Source organism: Dickeya dadantii NCPPB 898 (assembly GCF_000406145.1).
Lineage (GTDB): Bacteria > Pseudomonadota > Gammaproteobacteria > Enterobacterales > Enterobacteriaceae > Dickeya > Dickeya dadantii.
Genome location: NZ_CM001976.1, coordinates 1,184,415 through 1,204,736 on the forward strand (window position 1 = coordinate 1,184,415; position 20,322 = coordinate 1,204,736).

Sequence of the window (20,322 nt, forward strand, 5' to 3'; positions counted from 1 at the left end):
AACGGTGGTGGGCTAATAAACATAGTTCGGTATCATATCATCGTCTTGGACAAGGGAAAGAGCAGAAAGTGGCCAGTATCCTTATGAGCCGCATTCCTTTTTTCCATCGTACTTAGCGCGAATGAGGTTCGAAACCGGATGATGACATGCCGGAATGACAAATCCGCTCGTCTGCGCGTATCCTGATAATCAATTGTTTCCATTAATAATCAAAAAATGACTAAAATTGAAGTGGATAAGCGTGCAGTCAGTGATAAAACCCGTTTTATCGACACAATTTTCACTGATGCCGGAAAAAGGTAACCCTATGATTCGTGAAACGATAGAAGCCAAATTGCGTTCGGAGTTTGAGCCGCAACACCTTGAAGTCATTGATGAAAGTTACCGTCACAACGTACCTGCCGGTTCTGAAAGCCATTTCAAGGTGGTGCTGGTCAGTGAATGTTTTACCGGCGAGCGGGTGATTGGCCGCCATCGCGCGATTTACCGCGTATTGGCTGATGAGCTGGCCGGGGCGGTGCATGCGCTGGCGCTGCATACCTACACGCCGAAAGAGTGGCTGGACCTGCAAATGGCTGTGCCTTCTTCTCCGGCCTGCGGCGGCGCGGGATTACAGCGCTGAGCGATCTTAAACCGTCCGGCGACGAACCGCCGGCAACGCCGGTCGACCCATTTGCAGAGGGTTTGCAGACGAAAAATGTGTTTGCAGATAAAAAATGTGTTTGCAAATGAAAAGTGTGAAAGCCCTCCGCCAATAGTCTGGTTACTCTCCTCGACTCGGTCTATCGATGCCGCTATAATGCCGCGTCTTATTTTCCGGAATGTATTCGGGACGCTTCTGACTATAGGGAACTGGTCCGGTAAAGTGGCCGTCCTGGTTCTGTGAGACTGTGATCAGCAAGGTCGCCCCAGGGCGCTTTATGAAAACGGCCTCTGAGGTTGACCGAGCACTGTGATTTTTTGAGGTAACAAGATGCAAGTTTCAGTTGAAACCACTCAAGGCCTTGGGCGCCGCGTAACGATTACCGTTGCTGCTGACAGCATTGAGAATGCCGTTAAGAGCGAACTGGGCAATGTGGCTAAAAAAGTTCGTATCGATGGTTTCCGCAAAGGCAAAGTGCCGGCGAAAATTGTTGAGCAGCGCTACGGCGCATCCGTCCGTCAGGACGTGCTGGGCGATCTGATGCAGCGTCACTTCGTTGATGCCATCATCAAAGAAAAAATCAATCCGGCTGGCGCGCCGAACTATGTTCCGGGCGAGTACCAGGTTGGTGGTGATTTTACCTACTCCGTAGAGTTCGAAGTTTATCCGGAAGTCGAGCTGAAAGGTCTGGACACTATCGAGGTTGAAAAACCGCTGGTGGACGTTTCTGAAACCGACGTCGACGGCATGCTGGATACCCTGCGCAAACAGCAGGCAACCTGGAAAGAAACCGATCGTGCCGCGACGGCTGAAGACCGCGCAACCATCGATTTCACCGGTTCTGTCGGCGGTGAAGAATTCGAAGGCGGCAAAGCCTCCGATTTCGTTCTGGCTATGGGCCAGGGCCGTATGATCCCGGGCTTTGAAGACGGTATCGTTGGTCACAAGGCGGGCGATGAGTTCACCATTGAGGTGAAATTTCCGGAAGACTACCACGCTGAAAACCTGAAAGGTCAGGACGCTAAATTCGCCATCGTGCTGAAGAAAGTGGAAGAGCGTGAACTGCCGGAACTGACTGCCGATTTCATCAAGCGTTTTGGCGTTGACGACGGTTCTCTGGATGGCCTGCGCGCCGAAGTCCGTAAGAACATGGAGCGCGAACTGAAAGGCGCGATCCGCAATCGCGTGAAATCTCAGGTTATCGACGGCCTGGTCAAGGCGAACGACATTGACGTGCCGGCCGCACTGATCGACAGCGAAGTCGACGTACTGCGTCGTCAGGCTGCTCAGCGTTTCGGCGGCAATGAGAAACAGGCGCTGGAACTGCCGCGTGAACTGTTCGAAGAACAGGCTAAACGCCGCGTTGTTGTTGGCCTGCTGCTGGGCGAAGTGATCGCTTCCAACGAGCTGAAAGCCGATGAAGACCGCGTCAACGTGCTGATCGACGAAATCGCCTCCGCGTACGAAGATCCGCGTGAAGTGGTTGAGTACTACAAGAAAAACAAAGAAATGATGAACAACATGCGTAACGTTGCCCTGGAAGAACAGGCTATCGAAGCGCTGCTGTCCAAGGCGAAAGTAGTAGAAAAAGCGGTCAGCTTCAACGAGCTGATGAATCAGACGACCGCTGCCTAACCACGATTTTTCACCTTAAATCGTTTCTTCAAAAGCCCGCGGCTTGCTGCGGGCTTTTTTCTTCCCGGATGCGACAAACTGAACGGCCTGCCGCCAGGTCCTGCCAAATCTGCACTATGATTAATAGCGATTAATCATCGATAGCTGATTATTCACGGCGCAATCAAACCCGCTTTCAGCGCAGGATATCGCTTTAACCAAAATGAATCGCTGGTGTAAGCTTGAAAAAGGATGCATCGGTCCCCAATTGGTTAATACCGCGTAGATTGCATCGTCAGGGAAATCCGCCCGATTCCGGCGACGGAGAGATGGCTAACTGCGTGTCTGAGCATGGTCATCACTTTCCATCTCAAGTAGAATCAGGCGGTATGCGCCAAATGCATTTTATCTAGGAGACGTTAATGTCATACAGTGGCGAACAAGAAAAACAGGCCCCTCACATGGCTTTGGTGCCGATGGTAGTTGAGCAGACTTCGCGTGGGGAGCGTTCTTACGATATCTATTCTCGACTTCTGAAGGAACGCGTGATCTTTTTGACCGGTCAGGTCGAGGATCACATGGCTAACCTGATTGTGGCGCAGATGCTGTTTCTGGAAGCCGAAAACCCTGAAAAAGATATCTACCTGTACATTAACTCTCCAGGGGGCGTGATTACCGCCGGCATGTCGATTTACGACACCATGCAATTTATTAAACCGGACGTCAGCACCATCTGTATGGGGCAGGCGGCGTCGATGGGTGCTTTCCTGCTGACGGCGGGTACCAAGGGCAAGCGTTTCTGCCTGCCGAATTCCCGGGTGATGATCCATCAGCCGCTGGGCGGATTCCAGGGACAGGCGACGGATATCGAGATTCACGCCAAAGAGATCCTCAAGGTGAAGGCCCGGATGAACGAGTTGATGGCCAAACATACCGGTCAGCCTCTTGAAGTGATAGAAAACGACACGGAGCGTGACCGTTTCCTCTCTGCCGCCGAGGCAGTAGACTATGGGTTAGTGGATTCTGTACTTACCCATCGTGAATAATGCCATGGATGCGAAATAGCCAGATGACGCGGGTTGCCGGCCGTTATGGTAGCAGGCTGGCGTTTGCTGTGGCGCGATTGCTATGTGGTTGGCCTGCGGGCAAGAGACTAGAGAAGAGGTTTAACTCATGACAGATAAGCGCAAAGACGGTTCAGGAAAACTGCTGTACTGTTCTTTCTGCGGCAAAAGCCAACACGAGGTTCGTAAGCTGATCGCCGGGCCGTCAGTGTATATCTGCGATGAATGTGTTGATTTGTGTAACGACATTATTCGCGAAGAAATCAAAGAGGTAGCGCCACACCGTGAGCGCAGTGCGTTGCCGACGCCACACGAAATCCGCCGTCATCTGGACGATTATGTGATCGGTCAGGAGCAGGCGAAAAAGGTGCTGGCGGTTGCTGTCTACAACCACTACAAACGTCTGCGTAATGGCGACAGCAATAATAGTATCGAACTGGGCAAAAGCAACATCCTGCTGATCGGTCCGACCGGTAGCGGGAAAACATTGCTGGCGGAAACGCTCGCTCGTTTCCTGGACGTGCCTTTCACTATGGCTGACGCCACCACGCTGACCGAAGCCGGCTACGTGGGCGAGGACGTTGAAAACATTATCCAGAAGCTGCTGCAGAAGTGTGACTACGACGTGCAGAAAGCGCAGCGCGGTATTGTCTACATCGATGAAATCGACAAGATTTCCCGTAAGTCCGATAACCCGTCCATCACCCGCGATGTATCCGGCGAAGGGGTGCAGCAGGCGTTGCTGAAGCTGATTGAAGGCACCATCGCCGCTGTTCCACCGCAGGGGGGGCGTAAGCACCCGCAGCAGGAGTTTCTGCAGGTGGATACCTCCAAAATCCTGTTTATCTGTGGCGGCGCATTCGCCGGGTTGGACAAGGTTATTGAACAGCGTACCGATACTGGTCGCGGCATTGGTTTCAACGCCACCGTGAAGGGCCTGTCCCAAAAGGCGACAGAGGGTGAACTGCTGAGCCAGGTGGAGCCGGGCGATTTGATCAAGTTTGGCCTTATCCCCGAGTTTATCGGTCGCTTGCCGGTGGTGGCGACGCTGAAAGAGCTGGATGAGGAAGCATTGATCCAGATCCTGCGCGAGCCGAAGAATGCGTTGACCAAACAGTATCAGGCGCTTTTCAAACTGGAAGGCGCGGAGCTGGAATTCCGTGACGAAGCGCTGACCGCCATTGCGAAGAAAGCTATGGCGCGTAAGACCGGCGCACGTGGTTTGCGTTCTATCGTAGAAGCGGCGCTGTTGGAAACCATGTACGACCTGCCTTCTCTGGAAAACGTGGATAAAGTGGTGATCGACGACTCTGTCATTTCGGGGCAAACCGAGCCGCTGCTGATTTACGGCAAGCCTGAAGCACAGCAGGCATCTGGCGAATAATTAGCCTAAAAAACAACGGTAAACGATAAAATGGGGGGTTTTAGCCCCCCATTTTTTTTTACATACGTTCAGTCGTTGAATGTGAGATATTTATCCCCATATACTCGATTACCTATAGGCGAAACCCGTGATGCCCGCGTTTCACGGATTCCCTTAACCTGGCGGAAACGAAACTAAGAGAGAGCTCTATGAACCCTGAGCGTTCCGAACGCATAGAAATCCCCGTATTGCCGTTGCGCGATGTGGTGGTTTATCCGCACATGGTCATTCCGTTGTTTGTTGGTCGGGAGAAATCAATTCGGTGCCTTGAAGCGGCTATGGATCACGACAAAAAGATCATGCTGGTGGCACAGAAAGAAGCCTCAACGGATGAGCCTGGTGTTAACGATCTTTTCTCGGTAGGGACGGTCGCCTCTATTCTTCAAATGCTGAAACTGCCTGATGGCACCGTGAAGGTGCTGGTGGAAGGCTTGCAGCGAGCGCGCATCACGACACTCTCTGATAGCGGAGAACATTTTGCGGCTCAGGCGGAATACCTGGAGTCGCCGGCAATTGAAGAGCGTGAGCAGGAAGTGCTCATGCGCACGGCCATCAATCAGTTTGAAGGCTACATCAAACTGAACAAGAAAATTCCCCCTGAAGTATTAACGTCTCTTAACAGTATTGATGATGCGGCGCGTCTTGCCGATACCATTGCCGCGCATATGCCGCTGAAGCTGGCGGACAAGCAGTCCGTGCTGGAAATGTCCGACGTGACCGAACGTCTGGAATACCTGATGGCGATGATGGAGTCCGAAATTGACCTGTTGCAGGTGGAAAAACGGATCCGTAGCCGCGTTAAAAAACAGATGGAAAAAAGCCAGCGCGAGTATTACCTGAATGAGCAGATGAAGGCCATTCAGAAAGAGCTGGGAGAAATGGATGATGCGCCTGACGAACAGGAAGCGCTGAAACGCAAGATCGAATCCGCCAGCATGCCGAAAGAGGCGCGCGAAAAAGCCGAAGCCGAGTTGCAGAAGCTGCGTATGATGTCGCCGATGTCGGCTGAAGCGACCGTGGTGCGCAGCTACATTGACTGGATGGTGCAGGTGCCGTGGCAGGCGCGCAGCAAAGTGAAGAAAGATCTGGTCAAAGCTCAGGAGATGTTGGACAGCGATCACTATGGTCTGGAACGCGTCAAGGAACGCATCCTCGAATATCTGGCGGTGCAGAGCCGGGTCAGCAAGATCAGAGGGCCGATCCTGTGTCTGGTTGGGCCGCCGGGGGTGGGGAAAACCTCTCTGGGTCAGTCGATCGCCAAAGCTACCGGCCGTAAATATGTGCGTATGGCGCTGGGTGGCGTGCGTGACGAAGCGGAAATCCGCGGCCATCGCCGTACTTACATCGGTTCCATGCCGGGCAAGCTGATCCAGAAGATGGCGAAAGTGGGGGTGAAAAACCCGCTGTTCCTGTTGGACGAAATCGACAAGATGTCCTCCGATATGCGTGGCGACCCGGCTTCCGCTTTGCTGGAAGTGCTGGATCCGGAACAGAACGTGGCGTTTAACGATCACTATCTGGAAGTGGATTATGATCTGTCCGACGTCATGTTTGTGGCGACGTCCAACTCCATGAATATTCCGGCACCGCTGCTGGATCGTATGGAAGTGATTCGTCTGTCCGGTTATACCGAGGATGAAAAACTCAATATCGCCCGCCAGCATTTGCTGCCGAAGCAGATTGAGCGCAACGCCCTGAAAAAAGGCGAGCTGACGGTCGAAGACAGCGCCATTATCGGCATCATTCGCTATTACACCCGCGAAGCCGGGGTGCGTAGTCTGGAGCGCGAAATCTCCAAACTGTGCCGTAAGGCGGTAAAATCGCTGATGATGGACAAAGCTCTCAAGCATATCCAGATCACCGGCGACAACCTGAAGGAATATCTCGGCGTTCAACGCTACGATTACGGCCGTGCGGACGAAGAGAACCGCGTGGGCCAGGTAACGGGTCTTGCCTGGACGGAAGTCGGCGGCGACCTGCTGACCATTGAAACCGCCAGCGTTCCGGGCAAAGGCAAGCTGACCTATACCGGTTCGCTGGGCGAAGTCATGCAGGAGTCGATTCAGGCTGCGTTGACCGTAGTCCGCGCCAGAGCCGAAAAGTTGGGGATCAATTCCGACTTTTATGAAAAACGCGATATCCATGTGCATGTACCGGAAGGCGCGACGCCGAAAGATGGCCCGAGCGCCGGTATCGCCATGTGTACGGCATTGGTATCCTGCCTGACCGGCAACCCGGTGCGCGCCGACGTGGCGATGACCGGTGAAATTACCCTGCGCGGGCTGGTGTTGCCGATAGGCGGGTTAAAAGAAAAACTGCTGGCCGCACATCGTGGCGGGATCAAGACCGTGCTGATTCCGGAAGAGAATAAGCGTGATCTGGAAGAAATTCCGCAGAATGTGATCGCCGATCTGGAGATTCATCCGGTCAAGCGTATTGAGGAAGTGCTCACTATTGCTTTGCAGAACTCGCCTTATGGCATGGATGTGGTGAAGTCGGTAGCCAAAAAATAGTGACCTATCGCAAAAACCACTGAGAAAATAAAGGCTGGTAAGTAAAATGATGCTTGCCAGCCTTTTTTCGTGCCGCTAAGTTAGAGCACTGTTGAGCCTGCTGGCAGATAACCTGCGGCTTGACTGAATTCATAAAGCTACGTGTTGCGCTGGACGCTCTGGCGTAATAACAGTATTTCAGAGGGGATGAGAGTGTGAACAAGTCACAATTGATCGACAAAATTGCCGCAGATGCTGATATTTCCAAAGCGGCAGCAGGGCGTGTGTTGGATGCAATTATTGGGTCTGTTACTGAATCTCTGAAAGCAGGGGATGACGTTGCTTTAGTCGGTTTTGGTACGTTCTCCGTGCGTGAGCGTGCAGCACGCACCGGTCGTAATCCGCAAACCGGGAAAGAAATCAGTATTCCGGCCGCTAAAGTGCCGGGTTTCCGTGCTGGCAAAGCACTGAAAGACTCAGTGAATTGATGATATAAGTAGCAAAATCTGAGGTGGGACGGTTTTCCAGTCCAAACAACTACCTGACTCAGCGTGATGGGTAGGGTAAGATATAAGGCGCATCATGGTATGATGTGCCTTTTTTTACAGGTCATTAAGATTACTGTTATCAGGCAAATACTTGAGTGCGCCCTAGCCGAGTGCGGCTATAGCAATAGCAGGGAGGCATGGCTACGGCCTGCGCAGGGGAAGTGTTATCCATTCTACAGCGGAGTGTTGTCACATTATGATGGACAATTTACGCGCGGCCGCTAATAACGTCGTGCTGAAAATTATTCTTGCCTTGATTATTGGTTCATTCGTGTTGACCGGCGTGGGGGACTACCTGATACGAGGTTCAGGTGACTACGCGGCCAAGGTGAATGGGCAGGAAATTACCCGGGCTCAGCTTGAGCAGGGCGTACAGAACGAACGCAGTCGTCAGCAGGAGATGCTGGGAGAAAACTTCTCCGCGCTGGCCGCCAACGAGGGGTATATGCAGCAGTTGCGCAAGCAGGTGCTGTCACAGCTGATTGATGAAACGCTGGTTGTGCAGTATGCCCACACCCTGGGGCTGAATATCAGCGACGAGCAGGTCAAGCAGGCGATTTTCTCCGTGCCTGAATTCCAGACCAACAACCGTTTCGATAATGATAAATACCTGGCGCAGGTGCGTCAGCTGGGGCTGACGCCGGATGCTTACGCGCAGTTCCTGCGCAAGCAGCTGTTAACCCAGCAGTTGATTCGCGGGTTGGGCAATACTGATTTCGTATTGCAGCAGGAGCTCGATAACCTGGTGGCGATGGCATCGCAGGATCGCACCATTCGCACGGCGACTATCGATCTGAGCGCCCGTGCCAGGAACCAGACGGTTTCTGACGAGGAAGTGAAAAACTTCTACGATCAGAACAAGAACCGTTATCTGGCGCCTGAGCAGTTCAAAGTCAGCTATATCATGCTGGATGCGGCTTCCATCATGGATAAAACCAAAGTGGATAACGCTGATATCGCGGCGTATTACGAGCAGCATAAGAGCGAGTTCACCCAGCCGGAACGTAAAAAGTACAGCGTCATTCAGTTGAAAACCGAAGCCGATGCCAAGGCCGCGTTGGAGCAGTTGAAGAAAGGCGCTGATTTTGCCGCGCTGGCTAAAGAAAAATCCACTGACATCGTTTCCCGTCGCAATGGCGGTGACCTGGGCTGGATGGATGACGGATCCACCGTGGATGAAATCAAACAGGCCGGTCTGAAGCAGAAAGGCCAATTGTCTGACGTTATCAAATCCTCGGTAGGTTACCTGATTATCCGTCTGGATGACATTCAGGCGCAGCACGTCAAGGCGCTGGACGAAGTTCGTGCCGATTTGGCGGAGAAGGTAAAACGCGAGAAATCACTGGATGCGTTCTATTCTCTGCAGCAGAAGATCAGCGAAGCCGCCAGCAATGATAACGAGTCGCTGGCTTCCGCTGAGAAGGTCGCCAACATCAAAGCGGTTCAAACCGACTGGTTCACGCGTGACAATGTGCCGGCTGCACTGAACTTCCAGCCGGTCACTCAGGCGATTTTCGGTGGTTCGCTGGTCGGTGAGAATGGCACGCCGGGTAATAACTCGGATGTGATCAGCGTTGAAGGCGACCGGGCGTTTGTATTGCGCGTGACCGAGCATAAACCGGAAACGACCCAGCCGCTGGATCAGGTGCGTGAGCAGGTGGTTCAGACGCTGAAGCGCCAGAAAGCCGAGCAGCAGGCCAAAGTTGAAGCTGAGAAGATTCTGGCTGATCTTTATCAGGGGAAAACCGACAGCATGACAGCCGCTGGCCTGAGCTTTGGCGCCGCGAAAGAGATGTCCTCGACCGGGCAGACCGATGTGCTGGCGGAAACCGTGTTTGCGATGCAGCAACCGAAGAAAGACAAGCCTTCTTACGCGGTGGCTCAGGATCAGGCCGGCAATGTGGTGTTGATCGCGCTGGACGCAGTGAAGCCGCATGTCTTGTCGGATGACCAGAAAAAACAGTTTGGCGCCCAACTGGAACAGAGTTCTGTCGGCGCGCTGTTTGATACCCTGCTGACGAGCCTGCGTAGCCAGGCGAAAATCAAGTACGGTAGCGCGGCACAAGAAGTGCAATAAGCCTCGCAGAATTCTGCAAATCACTGCAACATCCAAAGGCCGCTTTCGCGGCCTTTTCCACATTTTCAGTTTGCTGTTTGCCGTGTTTTGAACGCTCGGGCATTGTGACCGTGCTGTCAAACACAAGGAGGAAGCAGCATGAAAAAATCAGGAATCAAAGCGTTATGTCTGATTGTGGGGATGAGTTTCGCCGGAGTATCAACATGGCTTCATGCTTCGCCGGCTGCAACGACGCCGGATAAAACCGGGGTTGCTGTGGTGAAGTCCGCTTCGCCGGAGCAGAAGCCTGAAAAGGCGGCCAAGGCGGCGACAGATGAAGAAGAAGTGAGTATTAACACCGCAACGGCGGAACAACTGGCCGCGGCGCTCAATGGGGTGGGGCTGAAAAAGGCGCAGGCGATAGTGTCCTATCGTGAACAAAATGGGCCGTTTACCCAGATTGAACAACTGCAGGAAGTGCCGGGAATTGGCAATGCGCTGATCGAACGTAACCAGTCCCGCTTGCGTCTGTAAACCGATTCATTCTCGGGGATACTGACAAGTGCGCCTGTTCCCCGTCAGTGGCAAAAAGCGAATGTGAAAGGTCAGTACCAGGCAAGCGTTGGCTTGTCTGGTACCCGCTACTTTCATTTCAGACCGGTTTTGTGCTTCAGGGAAGCCATCACGGCCGATGGATTATGCTGGTATTCCGCCAGCCCTTTTGCCCGCAGGTGGCATGCGGCACACTGCCCGCACCCGGTTCCTTTAATGCCGTTGTAGCAAGTGAGCGTATGGTTTTTAACGGTATCAAGCTGTTGATAATAGTCCGCCAGCGCCCAGGTTTCCGCCTTGTTGAGCCACATCAGCGGTGTGACAAAGCGAATGTCTCTTGCCAGACCCCGCGTTATCGCCTGATTCAACGCCTTGACGAATTCGTCCCGGCAGTCGGGATAGCCGGAAAAGTCGGTTTCGCAGACGCCGGTAATGACGGTGTCAGCTCCCACCTGATAGGCGTAAATCGAGGCCAGAGTCAGAAAAAGAATATTTCGACCGGGAACAAAGGTACTGGGCAACCCGTCGGCATTGGCATCAAATTCGGGGACCGGGATATTGTCACGGGTCAGACTACTGACCGCCAGCTCGTTGAGCAAACCGACATTCAGCACCTTGTGCGCTCGGGCTCCCAACGTTTGCGCCAGTTCCGCGGCGACGTCGATTTCAGCACGATGGCGTTGCCCGTAATCAAATGTGACGCAATGGACTTCATCATACTGCTGCAGGGCCTGTATCAGGCAGGTGGTGGAATCCTGGCCACCGCTGAAAACTACAACTGCGCTTGTCATTCTCGTTCACCCTCATGCGTGGGAGCCGCCAGGCGGCCGCTATCCGTCAAACATATTCTGGCGGTTATGGTACCTGAAATCCTGGCGCAGTTCAGCGTAAGGGCAACGCGGCCTCCCGGAATGCCATCAGGGAACTCGATATCCTTCAGTCAGTTGCTGAAGATAAGGGGTAATATCGCCAATCTGGGTACGTACCCAATCCTGATTGTAGTAAGTGTCGAGATAACGTTCGCCGCTGTCGCACAGCAGCGTGACGATCGCGCCGCGACGCCCTTCCGCCACCATCTGCCCGGCCAGTTGCAGCATCCCCCAGACATTAGTGCCGGTGGACGGGCCGACCTTGCGTCCCAGAATTTGCTCCAGCCAGTAAAGGGTGGCGATGCTGGCGGCGTCGGGCACTTTCATCATGTCGTCGATAACGCCGGGGATAAACGAGGGTTCGGCGCGCGGGCGGCCAATTCCTTCGATACGGCTGCTGCATTTCCCGGTGAGTGTACGATCTTGCTGGCGATAGCAGTCGTAGAACACCGAATTTTCTGGATCTACCACCACCAGTTGCGTATCCAGACCTTTATAGCGGATGTAACGCCCCAGCGTGGCGGACGTCCCGCCCGTGCCGGCGCTCATCACCAGATAGTCCGGCACCGGGAATGGTTCGCGCTCCATTTGCCGGTAGATGCTGTCTGCGATGTTGTTGTTGCCGCGCCAATCGGTGGCGCGTTCGGCGTAAGTAAACTGATCCATGTAGTGGCCGTGCAGTTCTTTGGCCAGCGCTTCGGAGGCGGCGTAAATCTGGCCGGATTGTTCAACGAAATGGCAATTCCCGCCATAGAACGTGATCTGTTCGATTTTCCGTCTGGCGGTACAGGCAGGCATCACGGCAATAAACGGCAGCCCCAGCAAACGGGCGAAATAGGCTTCCGACACGGCGGTACTGCCGGACGAGGCTTCAATAATCGGCGTGCCTTCGTTAATCCAACCGTTGCACAGACCGTACAGAAACAGCGAGCGGGCAAGGCGATGTTTCAGGCTGCCGCTCGGATGCGTGCTTTCATCTTTGAGATAAAAGTAGATGCCGGGGTAGCCCGGCAAGGTCAGGCGAATCAGGTGAGTGTCTGCCGAGCGTTGAAAATCGGCTTCAATCGCGCTGACGGCGTCGCGTACCCAGGTGCTGGTCATGTGTGATGTTGTCCTGCTGAATAAGAGTTATGTTTTCAAATTTAGCGTATCGGTTTTCGCAGAAAAAAAGATTGCCTTTTTGTTTGTAAAAAGGAGTAATGGGAGAAAATTTTTCTCTTTTATATCGTCATGCTGGATAAAACTGATCGTATGTTGCTGTCATTGCTACAGCAGGATTGTACTCTATCGTTACAGGCGCTGGCCGAGGCGGTGAACCTGACGTCCACCCCTTGCTGGAAACGGCTAAAGCGACTGGAGGATGACGGGTACATTAAGTCCCGCGTCGCTTTGCTGGATAACGAAAAACTGGGATTGGGGCTGACGGCATTTGTACTATTGAAAACCCAACAGCACAACAGCGCCTGGTACCAGGAGTTTTCCCATTTCGTCTCCGATATGCCCGAAGTGCTGGCGTTTTACCGCATGGCGGGAGAATACGACTATCTGATGCAGGTTCAGGTGGCGGATATGAAAAGCTATGACGCATTTTACAAACGGCTGGTCAATGGCATTCCGGGGTTAGTTGATGTCACGTCCAGTTTCGCTATGGAATGCATGAAACAGACAACGGCTTTGCCTTTGCAGGTATAAAATTTATTCGCCATACACTTTATGTATAATAATTTGTTTACTGCATCATAATTCTGTAGCTAATGGACTGAAATCGCGTGAGACTTTTTGTTCAACTGGGATGGTATTTCCGCCGTGAATGGAAGCGTTATCTGGGGGCGGTAATCCTATTGATTGTGATTGCTATCCTGCAATTGCTGCCGCCCAGACTGGTTGGCATCATTGTTGACGGCGTAACGCAGCGTCAAATGGCCACGACCACGGTACTGTGGTGGATCGGCGGGATTCTGCTGGTTGCGTTATTGACCTATCTGTTGCGTTATTTCTGGCGCATCTGGCTGTTTGGCGCAGCCTATCAACTGGCCGTTGAGCTGCGTGAAGATTTCTATCGCCAACTGAGCCGACAGCATCCTGCTTTTTATCTTCGCCATCGCACCGGCGACCTGATCGCCCGCGCGACCAATGACGTGGATCGGGTGGTATTTGCCGCCGGGGAAGGGGTGTTGACGCTGGTGGATTCGCTGGTGATGGGGTGTGCGGTGCTGGTGGTGATGTGCACCCAACTCAGTTGGCAACTGACGCTAATGGCGCTGGCGCCGATGCCGCTGATGGCGGTGATCATCAAGCGCTATGGTACGCAGTTGCATCAGCGTTTCAAAGACGCGCAGGCGGCATTCTCCTCGCTCAATGACCATGCTCAGGAGAGCCTCACCAGTATTCGCATGATTAAAGCGTTTGGTCTGGAAGATCACCAGTCGGGCAGTTTCGCCCGCGTCGCCGCCGACGCCGGTCGGAAAAACATGCGAGTGGCGCGGGTAGATGCGCGTTTCGACCCGACGATTTATATCGCGGTGGCCTTCTCCAACCTGCTGGCGGTCGGGGGCGGCAGTTGGATGGTGATTAACGGTTCCATGACGTTGGGGGCGTTGACCAGTTTCGTCATGTACCTTGGCTTGATGATTTGGCCGATGCTGGCGATGGCCTGGATGTTTAATATTGTCGAGCGCGGTAGCGCCGCCTATAGCCGTATCCGTCAGCTTTTGTCTGAGGCTCCGGTGGTGGTGGATGGCTCTCAGCCGTTGCCTGCCGAGTCGGGGACGCTGGCGGCGGAGATCGCTGCTTTCCATTATCCGGGACATCCGGCGTCGGTGCTCAATGATGTCCGTTTTACGCTGGAGCCAGGTAAAACCCTAGGGCTGTGCGGCCCGACCGGTTCTGGCAAGAGTACGCTGCTGGCATTGCTGCTGCGTTATTTTGATGTTGAACAAGGTCGGATAACCTATCACCAACAGCCATTACACCAGATTCGACTGGATGAACTGCGGAGCCGGTTTGCGGTGGTCGGTCAGACGCCGTTCCTGTTTTCGGACTCGGTAGCCAACAATATTGCGCTGGGGCGCCCCGATGCTTCCCAACAGCAGATCGAAGAAGCGGCGCGGCTGGCAAATGTGCATGACGATATTCTTCGCTTGCCGCAGGGCTATCAGACCGAAGTCGGCGAACGAGGGGTGATGCTGTCTGGCGGCCAGAAACAGCGCATTGCTATTGCCCGCGCGTTGTTGCTGGAGGCCGAAGTGCTGGTGCTGGATGACGCGTTGTCAGCGGTGGATGGCCGCACGGAGCATCAGATTTTGAGCAATTTACGTCAGTGGGGGCAGAGGCGAACGCTGATCATCAGTTCGCATCGTCTGTCGGCGCTAGTGGATGCCGATGAAATTTTGGTGTTGCAGCAAGGGTATGTCGCGCAACGCGGCGCTCATGGGCAACTGTCGCAGCAGGCCGGGTGGTATCGCGATATGTATCGTTATCAACAACTGGAAGCCGCGCTGGATGATTCCCCTCATGAGGAGCAACCGAATGAGTAATTCCCGCGCATTATGGCCGACGCTGAAACGGTTGCTGGCTTACGGTCTGCCGTGGAAGAAAACGGTAGGGGCTGGGGTTTTGCTACTGTGGGTGGCGGCGGGAGCGGAAGTGGCGGGGCCTGTGCTGGTCAGCTATTTCATCGATCATCTGGTGAGCAAAGGCGAATTTCCGCTGATGGTGGCGGCCGAGTTGGCGGCAGGCTATGTCGTGCTGCAGGGGATTGCGGCGTTGTTGCATTATGTTCAGGCGCTGATGTTCAACCGAGTAGCGGTCGGCGTCGTGCAGCAGTTGCGTATTGATGTGATGGATGCGGCTTTGCGTCAACCGTTAGCGGTGTTTGATACCCAGCCGGTCGGGCAACTGATCTCCCGCGTGACCAACGATACGGAAGTGGTTCGGGATCTGTATGTAATGGTGGTAGGCAGCGTGCTGCGCAGCGCCGCGCTGATCGGGGCGATGCTGATAGCCATGTTCACCCTGGACTGGCGTATGGCGCTGGTGGCGTTGACCATTTTCCCGGCGGTCGCGATTGTCATGGTAATTTATCAGCGCTACAGCACGCCGATTGTCCGGCGGATGCGTAGCTACCTGGCGGAAATCAACGATGGTTTCAACGAATCCATCAGCGGCATGAGCGTCATCCAACAGTTCCGTCAGCAGAGACGATTTGGCAAAAAGCTGAGTGAGGCCAGTTGGTCGCATTATGATACGCGCATGCAGACGCTGCGGCTGGATGGCTTCCTGCTGCGTCCGCTGTTGAGCCTGTTTTCGGCACTGGTGATGTGCGGTCTGTTGCTGCAGTTTGGTTTCAGTTCGGTCGGTTCTGTTGGGGTCGGGGTATTGTATGCTTTTATCAACTATCTGGGCCGCCTGAATGAGCCGCTGATCGAACTGACCACCCAGCAGTCGATGTTACAGCAGGCTGTCGTAGCGGGAGAGCGTATTTTTGAGCTGATGGACGGCGCCCGCCAGCGTTATGGCGACGATGTACGTGCGCTGGAGAGCGGGCGTATCGATATCAGTCAGGTGACGTTTTCCTATCATAAAGGCAAGCCAGTACTGCATGACATTGAGTTGCATGTGCCGGATCGAGGATTTGTCGCGTTGGTTGGGCATACCGGAAGCGGTAAGAGTACGCTGGCAAGTCTGTTGATGGGGTATTACGTGCCGGATAGCGGGGAAATCCGTCTGGATGACCGTCCGTTGTCGACGTTGTCGCATCAGGTGCTGCGTCAGCATGTGGCAATGGTGCAACAGGACCCGGTGGTGCTGGCTGATTCCATGTACGCCAATGTCACGCTGGGGCGCGACATCAGTGAGGAAAACGTCTGGCAGGTGCTGGAAGCGGTGCAACTGGCGCCGCTGGTGCGAGCCATGCCGGAAGGCCTTCATAGCCGTATCGGCGAGCAGGGCAACAACCTGTCGGTTGGGCAAAAACAGCTGCTGGCGCTGGCCAGAGTGCTGGTAGCGGCCCCCAGAATTCTGATTCTGGATGAGGCGACCGCCAATATCGATTCCGGCACCGAGCAGGCTATCCAGCGAGCGTTGCGGCTGGTACGTTCCCATACCACGCTCGTGGTGATCGCGCATCGTCTGTCAACCATTGTCGAGGCGGACAACATTCTGGTGCTGCACCACGGTAAAACGGTGGAGCAGGGAACACACGAACAGTTGCTGACCAGAGAAGGGCGCTATTACCAGATGTACCAGTTGCAGCAGGCGAGCAGAGAGTTAGCCTTTTCGCAACCGCACGATTCTTCCGAACTGATATCTCAGGCACCATGACAACCAACGCAGTGCAGCGTTTCGCACCATAATTTGGCAGAGCCCGCCTTGTTGTGCAGTGCGCTGCACTGAAACCAAGCGCGACGCACTATTTTTGTGCGTCGCGCGCTCCTGTTTTTCCTGTTCATTGTCCATACTTCATACAGTCATCTTCCGTTCTGTCCCTAACGGGTCGCGTTTTATCGCTTTTGCTTCGGTTCAACATTTATGGCACACGATTTGCTTTAAGTGATGCGTGGACATATTTGAGAGTGACGGGCGCGGGCCTGAACTTACATGGTTAGGGGGATGAGGATGAAACTGGTTACTGTGGTAATTAAACCGTTCAAGCTGGAAGACGTACGTGAAGCATTGTCTTCTGTGGGCATCCAGGGGCTCACCGTCACTGAGGTGAAAGGGTTTGGGCGTCAGAAAGGGCATGCGGAACTGTATCGTGGCGCGGAGTACAGCGTTAACTTTTTGCCAAAGGTGAAAATCGATATTGCGATTGCCGACGACCAGTTGGATGAAGTTATCGATGTCATCAGCAAAGCCGCCTACACCGGTAAGATTGGCGACGGCAAAATCTTTGTCGCGGAACTGCAGCGTGTCATCCGTATCCGCACCGGCGAAACTGACGAAGCCGCACTATAACAATTACCTGATTTAGCCTTATTAAATAGGGATGAAGAAAAAATGAAGAAACTTTCCTTGTCATTAGGTTTAGGGGCGGCTGCCATGCTTCCGGCATGGGCCATGGCGGATACGCCGGCGCCTGTGGCGGACAAAGCGGACAATGCGTTCATGATGATTTGTACCGCGTTGGTGCTGTTCATGACGATTCCAGGATTGGCGCTGTTTTACGGCGGCCTGATTCGTAGCAAAAACGTGCTGTCCATGCTGACTCAGATTATGGTGGCTTTTGCGCTGGTTTGCATTCTGTGGGTGATTTATGGCTACAGCGTGGCATTCAGCACGGGCAGCCCGTTCTTCGGCGGCCTGACCAATTTCATGCTGAATGGTATTGATATCAACTCTGTCAGCGGTACTTTCTACCAGTTTATCCATGTGGCTTATCAGGCGTCCTTTGCCTGCATTACCGTGGGGCTGGTGATTGGCGCGCTGGGCGAGCGTATTCGTTTCTCCGCTGTGCTGATCTTCTCCGGATTGTGGTTCACCTTGTCTTATCTGCCGATGACCCACATGGTATGGGGCGGCGGTTATCTGGCGGCGGACGGGGCGCTGGACTTCGCCGGCGGTACCGTAGTACACATCAACGCCGCTGTGGCGGGTCTGGTTGGCGCGTTGTTGTTAGGCAAACGTGTCGGTTTCGGCAAAGAGGCTTTCAAGCCGCATAACCTGCCGATGGTATTTTTGGGCACGGCTATCCTGTATATCGGCTGGTTCGGTTTCAACGCCGGTTCTGCCGCTGCCGCCAACAACGTAGCGGGTCTGGCGTTCCTGACCACCGTGGTGGCGACGGCTGCTGCGATTCTGGCCTGGGTGGTTGGCGAGTGGATTACTCGCGGCAAACCGTCTCTGCTGGGCGCCTGTTCTGGCTGTATCGCAGGTCTGGTTGCCATTACGCCGGCCGCGGGCACCGTGGGTATCGGTGGCGCGATGGTTATCGGTTTTGCAGGTGGCTTTGCTGGTCTGTGGGGCGTGACCGTGCTGAAAAAATGGCTGCGCGTCGACGATCCGTGTGATGTATTCGGTGTGCACGGCGTATGCGGCGTCGTAGGGTGTTTGCTGACCGGCGTGTTCACCGCCGCATCGCTGGGGGGGACCGGTTATGCGCAGGGTGTGACCATGGCTCATCAGGTATGGGTACAGCTGTTCAGTGTGATCGTCGCTATCGTATGGTCCGGCGTCGCAGCGTTCATCTCCTTCAAGGTCGCGGATATTGCTGTTGGTCTGCGCGTACCGGAAGAACAAGAGCGTGAAGGTCTGGACGTCAACAGCCACGGCGAAAACGCGTACAACCAGTAATTCCTGTTCGGTAATCGATAATAACGGTTATCGTCATGCACCAAACAAAAAAACCACCTTGAAAAAGGTGGTTTTTTTATGTCTGACACCGTGTTTACTGACCGTGACGCCGGATGACGCCTTCCTGTACGCTGGATGCCACCAGCACCCCTTCACGGGTATAGAACTGGCCGCGAACAAACCCGCGGGCACCGGAAGCCGAGGGGCTTTCGACCGAGTAAAGCAACCAGTCGTCCAGTCGGAACGGTCGGTGGAACCACATAGCGTGATCAATCGTCGCGACTTGCATACCCCGTTCCAGAAATCCCACGCCATGCGGTTGCAGCGCGGTGAGCAGAAAATGGCAATCGGAGGTATAGCCGAGCAGATATTGATGGGTTCGCTCGTCATCTGGCATGGCGCCGTTGGCCCGGCACCATACCTGCCTGATCGGCGGGGCCGCTTCGCCTTTTAACGGGTTGTGGAATTTTACCGGACGAATCTCGATCGGCCGGTCATTGGTAAAAATCTGGCGCATAACCGGCGGGATCAGATGTTCCATACTGCGGGCGATATCCTGCTCTGATGGTAAATCGTCGGGCGGCGTCACCTGCGGCATGTTGCTCTGGTGCTCAAAGCCGCTTTCCCGGGTTTGAAAAGAGGCCGTCATGTAAAAAATCGAGCGACCATTCTGAATGGCGCTGACGCGTCTGGCGCTAAAACTGTTGCCGTCCCGCAATGTCTCCACATCGTAGATAATCGGTTTCTGGCTGTCGCCGGGAAGCAGGAAGTAGCTGTGAAACGAGTGAATAAAGCGTTCCGCCGGCACGGTCTGTTTAGCGGCTGATAACGCCTGACCGACCACCTGACCGCCAAATACCTGGCGTAACCCCAGATCCTGACTCTGGCCGCGGAACAGGCCTTCTTCAAGTTTTTCCAGATTTAACAGGTCGAGAAGATTTTGTAATGCCTGGCTCATAGCTCCGCCTTTGGGTTAATCATGATTACGCGAACGGCTCATCGTGCGCTTAAAAGAACGTTTTTTGTCAAATTGAGACACGAAGATAGTGGCAGGCATCCGGGATGTTAAGGCGCTGACACAATAACTATCGGAATTTTCCACCATAATTGTTATGACGGTTGGTTCATACTTCTTAACAGGTGGCGGTTTTTCTGACCGTCATCCTGATAAAATAATTAAGGAGACTTACCTATGAGATTATGGCATATCTTTGGTGGTATCACGGTATCGATCGCGCTCTCTGGGTGTGTGAATAACCATGGTGTTGCTCCTGAAGCGACTGCGCCGGCAACGGAGCAGACTCAGACTCTTTCTCAACCTGTTAGCGGCATGCCCGCTGTGACCGGCACAGTCAATATTCGCCAAAAAATCGCGTTGCCGCCGGATTCGGTGCTGACGGTGACCGTATCAGATGCATCGATTCCGGATGTACCTTCAAAAGTGATTTCCCAGCGGGTTATCCGCACGGAAGGGCAGCAGGCGCCATTCCGGTTTGTGCTGCCTTATAACCCGGCGGAAATCCGGCCGGACGCTCGTATCCTGCTCAGCGCCGCCGTTGCCATTAATCATCGGGTGACACTGATTACCGAGCATGTGATGCCGGTGGTGAGCAATGGGGTGAATAACGCTGATCTGACACTGATACCGGTTCCGACTGTACCAGTGCCGGCGAAGCCCGGCGGGTTTTTGACGCCGAATGCGCCAGCAGCGTCCGATGGTGTTTCAGATTCGTCATCACTCTCATATTAGAGTGTTGTTAATCGCGCTGGC

17 protein-coding genes are annotated in these 20,322 nt (G+C 54.1%); 14 read left to right on the forward strand and 3 right to left on the reverse strand.

Going from position 1 to position 20,322, the window contains the following annotated elements; translation table 11 throughout:
* Positions 1-307: 307 nt before the first annotated feature.
* From bolA to DDA898_RS05830, 8 genes are all read left to right on the forward strand, one after another.
* Positions 308-622 (forward strand): transcriptional regulator BolA, encoded by a 315-nt coding sequence (bolA, locus tag DDA898_RS05795; protein ID WP_038910523.1) that lies wholly within the window; start codon positions 308-310, stop codon positions 620-622.
* Between the two features lie 351 nt (positions 623-973).
* Positions 974-2,278, forward strand: a complete 1,305-nt coding sequence (gene tig / locus DDA898_RS05800; RefSeq protein ID WP_013316853.1) for a trigger factor — start codon at positions 974-976, stop codon at positions 2,276-2,278.
* Positions 2,279-2,679: 401 nt separating this feature from the next.
* Positions 2,680-3,303 (forward strand): ATP-dependent Clp endopeptidase proteolytic subunit ClpP, encoded by a 624-nt coding sequence (gene clpP / locus DDA898_RS05805; protein WP_038910524.1) that lies wholly within the window; start codon positions 2,680-2,682, stop codon positions 3,301-3,303.
* 127 nt (positions 3,304-3,430) lie between these two features.
* Entirely contained in the window at positions 3,431-4,705 is a 1,275-nt protein-coding gene (gene clpX / locus DDA898_RS05810) for an ATP-dependent protease ATP-binding subunit ClpX (protein ID WP_013316855.1), read from the forward strand.
* A 188-nt stretch (positions 4,706-4,893) separates the two neighbouring features.
* A complete protein-coding gene (gene lon, locus DDA898_RS05815) occupies positions 4,894-7,257 on the forward strand; it encodes an endopeptidase La (protein ID WP_013316856.1) in 2,364 nt (787 codons plus the stop codon).
* Between the two features lie 194 nt (positions 7,258-7,451).
* Positions 7,452-7,724 (forward strand): nucleoid-associated protein HU-beta, encoded by a 273-nt coding sequence (gene hupB / locus DDA898_RS05820; RefSeq protein WP_012770737.1) that lies wholly within the window; start codon positions 7,452-7,454, stop codon positions 7,722-7,724.
* Between the two features lie 256 nt (positions 7,725-7,980).
* Positions 7,981-9,861: a peptidylprolyl isomerase gene (gene ppiD, locus DDA898_RS05825; protein WP_038910526.1), complete on the forward strand. Its 1,881-nt coding sequence runs from the start codon at positions 7,981-7,983 to the stop codon at positions 9,859-9,861.
* 138 nt (positions 9,862-9,999) lie between these two features.
* Complete coding sequence (locus DDA898_RS05830; RefSeq protein ID WP_038910527.1) at positions 10,000-10,374, forward strand: ComEA family DNA-binding protein; 375 nt, start codon at positions 10,000-10,002, stop codon at positions 10,372-10,374.
* Between the two features lie 113 nt (positions 10,375-10,487).
* On the opposite strand, the gene queC is transcribed toward DDA898_RS05830, so the two are convergent.
* Both queC and DDA898_RS05840 read right to left on the reverse strand, forming a co-directional pair.
* A complete protein-coding gene (gene queC, locus DDA898_RS05835; RefSeq protein ID WP_038910528.1) occupies positions 10,488-11,183 on the reverse strand; it encodes a 7-cyano-7-deazaguanine synthase QueC in 696 nt (231 codons plus the stop codon).
* A gap of 126 nt (positions 11,184-11,309) precedes the next feature.
* Positions 11,310-12,362: a PLP-dependent cysteine synthase family protein gene (locus tag DDA898_RS05840; protein ID WP_038900567.1), complete on the reverse strand. Its 1,053-nt coding sequence runs from the start codon at positions 12,360-12,362 to the stop codon at positions 11,310-11,312.
* Positions 12,363-12,491: 129 nt separating this feature from the next.
* On the opposite strand from DDA898_RS05840, the gene DDA898_RS05845 reads away from it, so the two are divergent.
* The 5 genes from DDA898_RS05845 (at position 12,492) to amtB (ending at position 18,551) form a co-directional block, all read left to right on the forward strand.
* Positions 12,492-12,953 (forward strand): Lrp/AsnC family transcriptional regulator, encoded by a 462-nt coding sequence (locus DDA898_RS05845; protein ID WP_013316862.1) that lies wholly within the window; start codon positions 12,492-12,494, stop codon positions 12,951-12,953.
* A 77-nt stretch (positions 12,954-13,030) separates the two neighbouring features.
* The gene (locus DDA898_RS05850) at positions 13,031-14,797 is read left to right on the forward strand and encodes a SmdA family multidrug ABC transporter permease/ATP-binding protein (protein ID WP_038910529.1); all 1,767 of its coding nucleotides are present in this window, start codon (positions 13,031-13,033) and stop codon (positions 14,795-14,797) included.
* Positions 14,790-16,583 carry a SmdB family multidrug efflux ABC transporter permease/ATP-binding protein gene (locus DDA898_RS05855; RefSeq protein WP_038910530.1) on the forward strand — a complete coding sequence of 598 codons (1,794 nt, stop codon included), beginning with the start codon at positions 14,790-14,792 and terminating at the stop codon, positions 16,581-16,583. Before DDA898_RS05850 ends, DDA898_RS05855 begins: the two co-directional genes overlap by 8 nt.
* 294 nt (positions 16,584-16,877) lie before the next feature.
* A complete protein-coding gene (glnK, locus tag DDA898_RS05860) occupies positions 16,878-17,216 on the forward strand; it encodes a P-II family nitrogen regulator (RefSeq protein WP_002208627.1) in 339 nt (112 codons plus the stop codon).
* 42 nt (positions 17,217-17,258) lie between these two features.
* Entirely contained in the window at positions 17,259-18,551 is a 1,293-nt protein-coding gene (gene amtB / locus DDA898_RS05865) for an ammonium transporter AmtB (protein WP_013316866.1), read from the forward strand.
* Positions 18,552-18,645: 94 nt separating this feature from the next.
* Here the strand turns inward: amtB and tesB are convergent, their stop codons facing one another.
* Positions 18,646-19,509: an acyl-CoA thioesterase II gene (tesB, locus tag DDA898_RS05870; RefSeq protein ID WP_038900569.1), complete on the reverse strand. Its 864-nt coding sequence runs from the start codon at positions 19,507-19,509 to the stop codon at positions 18,646-18,648.
* Positions 19,510-19,743: 234 nt separating this feature from the next.
* On the opposite strand from tesB, the gene DDA898_RS05875 reads away from it, so the two are divergent.
* A complete protein-coding gene (locus DDA898_RS05875) occupies positions 19,744-20,301 on the forward strand; it encodes a YbaY family lipoprotein (RefSeq protein WP_038910531.1) in 558 nt (185 codons plus the stop codon).
* Positions 20,302-20,322 lie beyond the last annotated feature (21 nt).